4 protein-coding genes are annotated in these 3,795 nt (G+C 72.0%); 2 read left to right on the forward strand and 2 right to left on the reverse strand.

Annotated features, from left to right (window positions below; genetic code table 11):
• Positions 1 to 56: 56 nt before the first annotated feature.
• On the reverse strand, positions 57 to 236 hold the full coding sequence (locus HMPREF0731_RS15140; RefSeq protein WP_040613405.1) for a hypothetical protein: 180 nt from the start codon (positions 234 to 236) through the stop codon (positions 57 to 59).
• A 25-nt stretch (positions 237 to 261) separates the two neighbouring features.
• Positions 262 to 1,608, reverse strand: coding sequence for an isocitrate lyase (gene aceA, locus HMPREF0731_RS15145; protein ID WP_007005041.1), 1,347 nt, complete (start codon positions 1,606 to 1,608; stop codon positions 262 to 264).
• A gap of 149 nt (positions 1,609 to 1,757) precedes the next feature.
• On the opposite strand from aceA, the gene HMPREF0731_RS15150 reads away from it, so the two are divergent.
• Complete coding sequence (locus tag HMPREF0731_RS15150; RefSeq protein WP_007005042.1) at positions 1,758 to 3,164, forward strand: helix-turn-helix domain-containing protein; 1,407 nt, start codon at positions 1,758 to 1,760, stop codon at positions 3,162 to 3,164.
• A 51-nt stretch (positions 3,165 to 3,215) separates the two neighbouring features.
• Positions 3,216 to 3,795, forward strand: a 580-nt coding sequence (locus tag HMPREF0731_RS25585) for an aspartate/glutamate racemase family protein (protein ID WP_007005043.1), incomplete at its 3' end; no start/stop codon positions are given.

Raw genomic sequence — 3,795 nt, forward strand, 5'->3', positions numbered from 1 at the left:
CAGCCGGGCGGGCGGGGTGTGGGGAGGCGCCCGCCGGCGGCAACCGCGCCATCGCCTCAATGGGCCTGGCGGTCGTCCTGGTAGGCGGTGCTCGGCGTCGGCACCGCATGCGCGGCGGCGACCTGCGGCTGGCGGTGCTGCGAGGGCGGCATGGCCGGCTCGCTGGCCCAGCCATGGCTGTGCACCAGCCCGTCATCGTGGCTGTCGTCGAGATGCGGGGCGGTGGGGTGGGTCATCGTCATTCCTCCTGCTGCGCCCGGCTCACTTCGCCATCGCCGGGGCGGTGGCGGGGCGGGCGTGGTCGTTGTCGTGGAACTGCGCCGTCTCGGTGCTGTGCGCCATGGCGGTGGTGCTGCTGGTGCCGCCCGAGGCCGCCGTCGCCACCGCGTCGAAATAGGAGACGCCGACCTCGCGCTGGTGGCGCGTCGCGGTGTAGCCCTCGGCCTCGGCGGCGAACTCGGCCTGCTGCAGCTCGGAATAGGCGGCCATGCCGCGCTCCCGGTAGCCGCGCGCCAGCTGGAACATCGAATGGTTCAGCGAGTGGAAGCCGGCCAGGGTGATGAACTGGAACTTGTAGCCCATCGCACCGAGCTCGCGCTGGAACTTCGCCGCGGCTTCCTCGCCCATCTTGCGCTTCCAGTTGAAGCTGGGGGAGCAGTTATAGGCCAGCAGCTTGCCCGGGAAGTCGCGCTGGATCGCCTCGGCGAAGGCGCGCGCATCGTCGAGATCGGGGTCCGAGGTCTCCCACCACAGCAGGTCGGCATAGGGGGCGTAGGCCAGGCCGCGCGCGATGGCGTATTGCTTGCCCACACCGGGCTTGATGCGGAAGAAGCCCTCCGGCGTGCGCTCGCCGCTGATGAAGGGGCGGTCGCGCTCATCGATATCGGCGGTCAGCAGCTGCGCGCTCTCGGCATCGGTGCGGCACAGCAGCACGGTCGGCACGCCCTCGACATCGGCGGCCAGCCGCGCGGCGTTCAGCGTGCGGATATGCTGGCTGATCGGCACCAGCACCTTGCCGCCCAGATGGCCGCATTTCTTCTCGGAGGCCAGCTGGTCCTCGAAATGCACGCCGGCGGCGCCGGCCTCGATCATCGCGCGCATCAGCTCATAGGCGTTCAGCGCGCCGCCGAAGCCGGCCTCGGCATCGGCGATGATCGGCGCCATCCAGTAGGTGTCGTCGCCCTTGCCCTCCATGCGGGCGATCTGGTCGGCGCGGCGCAGCGCGGCATTGATGCGCTTGACCACCTTCGGCACCGAATCCACCGGGTAGAGCGACTGGTCCGGATACATCTCGCCGGCCGAATTGGCGTCCGCCGCCACCTGCCAGCCGGAGAGGTAGATCGCCTTCAGCCCGGCCTTGACCTGCTGCAGCGCCTGGTTGCCGGTCAGCGCGCCCAGCGTGTTGATGTAGGGCTCGCTGTGCAGCAGCTGCCACAGCCGCCTGGCGCCCATCTCGGCGAGGGTGTGCTTGACGCGGAAGGAGCCGGAGAGCCGCTCGACATCGGCCGGCGTGTAGTCGCGGCGGATGCCGGCGAAGCGGTCGCCCGAGGCGCCGGGGCCGGCGCCGATGCCATCCGGGGCGCGGCAGGGAAGCGGGGTGTGACGCATATCCGTGTTCCTCGGTCGTTTTGGCCCATCGGCCGTGCGTCAATAATTCACATTGCGGCCGCGAAGTTCATCCGTCATCGTGCCTGCTCTTGCGCAAGACCGTGGCGTTCTTCACCGTGAAGGGCGTAAATTTGTAAAGGTTGTAAAGAATGGCCCGGCCCCTGATCGGCCGCACCATCCGCCGCCTGCGCCAGGAACAGGGCCTCACCCAGCAGGCCCTGGCCAGCCGGCTCGGCATCTCCGCCAGCTATCTGAACCTGATCGAGCACGACCAGCGCGGCGTCACCGCCGCACTCCTCATCAAGCTCGGCCACACCTTGCAGGTCGATCTCGCCGCCCTCTCCGGGCGCGAGGAGCAGCAGCTGGAATCCAGCCTGCGCGAGGTGCTGGCCGACCCGCTGCTCGGCCTCGACGAAACCCCGGAGGAGGAGATCCGCGCGCTCGCCGGCAGCGCGCCCAACGCGGCGCGCGCCATGCTCGCCCTCTACCGCGCGCTGCGCGTGGCGCGGGAGGATGCCAGCGGCATCGCCCTCCCCAGCGGCCGCCGCATGATCCTGCCCACCGAGGAAGCGCGCGATTTCTTCCACGACCACGCCAATGTCTTCCCCGCGCTGGAGAGCGTCGCCGAGCGCATCGGCGCCGAACTCGCCGCCGCCCCCGCCGAGCTGAACCACGCCATCGCCGAGCGGCTGCGCCAGCGCCACGCGCTGCGCCTGCGTGTCGGCCCGCTCGAAGGCAGCCTGCGCCGCTACGACCCCGCCGCGCGGCTGCTGGAACTCTCCGAATCCCTGCCCCGCGAAAGCCGCGGCTTCCAGCTCGCCTTCCAGCTCATGCTGCTGGAGGCGCGCGACGCGGTCGAAGACATCCTCGCCCCCGCCGCGCCCAGCACGCCGGAAGCCGCGGCGCTGATCCGCCTCGGCCTGCTGAACTACGCCGCCGGCGCGCTGCTGATGCCCTACGGCCCCTTCCTCGCCGCCGCCCGCGCGCTGCGCCACGATCTCGACCTGCTGGCCTCCCGCTTCGGCGTCAGCTTCGAACAGGTGGCGCACCGCCTCTCCACCCTGCAGCGCGAGGGCGCGCGCGGCGTGCCCTTCTTCTTCCTGCGCGTCGATCCCGCCGGCAATGTCGACAAGCGATTCTCGGCGGCGGGTTTCCCCTTCGCCCGCTTCGGCGGCTCCTGCCCGCGCTGGGTGCCGCACACCGCCTTCGCCACCCCCGGCGCGCTGCGCGTCCAGGTCGCCGAACTGCCCGACGGCGCCGCCTTCCTCTGCTTCGCCCGCACCGTCACCGGCCCCGCCGCGCATTGGGGGGAGCCGCCGCCCGTCCACGTCATCGCCATGGGCTGCGACATCGGCCGCGCCGCCGAGATCGTCTATGCCGACGGCCTCCAGCTCGACCAGGCGCGCACCGGCATCGGACTCTCCTGCCGACTCTGCGAGCGCGCCGAATGCCGCTCCCGCGCCTTCCCGCCACTCGAACACCGGCTGAACCTGGACCCGCACGAGGAAAGCGCGGCACCCTATCGGTTCAGCAAGGCAGGGGGCTCCGCCCCCTGACCCCCGCCGGGGTGGCAGGGCCACCCCGGACCCCGCCATCAGGAACAGCGCATGCGGATTCTGCTGCTCAACGGAAACACCGACAGCGCCATGACCGAGCGCATGCACCAACTGGGGCAGCAGGCGCTGGCCAGGATGGGGCTGGCACATGTCACGCTGGTGCCGGCCACGGCGCGTTTCGGCGCGCGCTACATCGCCAGCCGCACCGCCGCCGCCATCGCCGGCCACGCCGTGCTGGACCTGGTCGCCGAGCACCGCGACACGGTCGACGCCATCGCCATCGCCTGCTTCGGCGACCCCGCGCTGGATGCGGCGCGCGAACTGGCGCAGCGCCCCGTCGCCGGCATGGCCGATGCCAGCCTGTCCATCGCCCTCGCCACCCATGCCCGCGTGGCGCTGCTGACCGGCGGCACCGCCTGGGTGCCGATGCTGCAGGAATTCGCCGCCAGCCGCGGCTGGCCGGCCGAGCGTGTGCTGGTGCGCGCCGTCACCCCCACCGGCGACATGATCGCGCGCGAGCCCGAGCGCGCCCTCTCCTTGCTGGCCGAGGCGGCCGGGGCCGCCATCGCCGAGGGTGCGGAGGCCGTGGTGCTGGGCGGCGCCGGCCTGGCCGGGCTGGCCCCGCGCCTGG

The organism is Pseudoroseomonas cervicalis ATCC 49957, assembly GCF_000164635.1.
In the GTDB taxonomy this organism is placed as follows: domain Bacteria; phylum Pseudomonadota; class Alphaproteobacteria; order Acetobacterales; family Acetobacteraceae; genus Pseudoroseomonas; species Pseudoroseomonas cervicalis.